Origin of the sequence: Hymenobacter terrenus, assembly GCF_000972495.1 — a bacterium.
GTDB classification, from domain to species: Bacteria; Bacteroidota; Bacteroidia; order Cytophagales; family Hymenobacteraceae; genus Hymenobacter; species Hymenobacter terrenus.
Genome location: NZ_LATM01000106.1, coordinates 1 through 1,407, shown reverse-complemented (window position 1 = coordinate 1,407; position 1,407 = coordinate 1). Strand labels below are relative to the sequence as shown.

Annotated in this window: 2 protein-coding genes; both read left to right on the top strand. The window is 54.7% G+C overall.

Going from position 1 to position 1,407, the window contains the following annotated elements:
* Window positions 1-360: 360 nt before the first annotated feature.
* Window positions 361-723 (top strand): transposase, encoded by a 363-nt coding sequence (locus tag WX88_RS32300; RefSeq protein WP_156176493.1) that lies wholly within the window; start codon window positions 361-363, stop codon window positions 721-723.
* Window positions 724-922: 199 nt separating this feature from the next.
* Window positions 923-1,057 carry a hypothetical protein gene (locus WX88_RS31895; protein ID WP_262489867.1) on the top strand — a complete coding sequence of 45 codons (135 nt, stop codon included), beginning with the start codon at window positions 923-925 and terminating at the stop codon, window positions 1,055-1,057.
* The last annotated feature ends 350 nt before the right edge of the window (window positions 1,058-1,407 follow it).

Genomic DNA, 1,407 nt, shown 5'->3' with positions numbered 1-1,407 from the left:
CAGACTTTTTTTGCCTTGCCTATACCCCGCAACTTGAGTTTGCTATATAAAGCGGCTTCATGCGGCAGTTGCACGCGCTCACCGATACACTGCTAGGCATGTTCGCCACCTGCGGCTAGGACTGGCACATCAACTACTCAAAAGCCCGCTACGTCATCGACTCGTTTCCGGTCGCCGTGTATTATAATACGCGCATCTTGCATGAAAATTGCTGACAGGAAAGGAAATCACAGGTGGTACGTTAGCAAGCACAATTGATTCTATGACTTCAAGGCGCAGGTCATCGCCATCAGCGATTATATTCCCACCGAATGCTATCTCCACGCCGGGATTAAGGCCGATACTACCAGCTTGCGGGCCATGGCTCCGACCTATCAAACGAGAGAATCTTACTATAACGATGCTGACTATCTGGATTACGTAGGCGAAGACTTGATCAGAAGTCAGTGGACAGTGGCGGCGTTATTTTTGGGTATGCGCTGTCACGACTTAAGCGACCGGAAATGGCCCCTTATTGAACCGCACACGCTGGGCCAACCGGGCACACGCGGAGGAATGGGCCACGATAACCACCTATTTGTTACCGCTGTCTCTTACCTTACCCGCACCTGTATTCCCTGGCGCGACCTGCCCGCTCGGTTTAGGCCGTGGAACATCATTGCTCGTCGTTTTCGGCTTTGTGCAGTGGCCGGGGTGTGGGAAGTGGTTATCCTCGCCGTCTAGGAGCCGGATGATGAATGGGTCTTGGCGACAACTGTTAAGGAGCACAAAGCCGCCGTAGGCCCAAAAAAAGCACAGCGCGGACCGAATACCTAGGGCGCTGCCGCAGCGGCTTTGGCACCAAGGTCCATGCCGTAGTCGACGCGTTGGACAACTGCTTGCACTAGGCCCTCCCCCGGCCGAGCGCACCGACAGCCCGCCGTTGCCCGCGCTGCTGACGGCCTTGGCTCAGCCACCGGGCGCCATCGGGCGCGACAAGGCTTACGATACGAACAACATTTTGAAAGCCATAGCCGACCAGCAAGCCGTGCCGGTTATTCCGCCCAACTCAACCTAGCTTAACTAGCGCGCCTACGACCGCAACCTGTACGCCGGCCGGAGCAACATCGAGCGCTTTTTTGGGCGACTCAAAGAGGCACAGGGGACACTACGCGCGATGAGAAAACTGCCGTTTCTTTTTTAGCCATAGTCCACTTGCTGGCAGCACTCGATTCGATGCGCTTACTGTCGACAGACTTTATGAGACCACAGGCAACGGGCAGCAAACGGCGCGCAGGAAGAACAGCTCCGGCGACACAAAAAATGTAATTCAATGCCTTATTAAGTTTGTTGGAGCGGTCTTCAGCCAACTCACTGCCCGCTTAAGAAGCTGTTTGAGTTAGCAAAATTTGAGGATTGGGCGAATGT

Bases quoted from the DNA above. Each gene is read 5' to 3' on its own strand.
- WX88_RS32300 (WP_156176493.1), top strand. From the start codon at position 361: ATGGCTCCGACCTATCAAACGAGAGAATCTTACTATAACGATGCTGAC.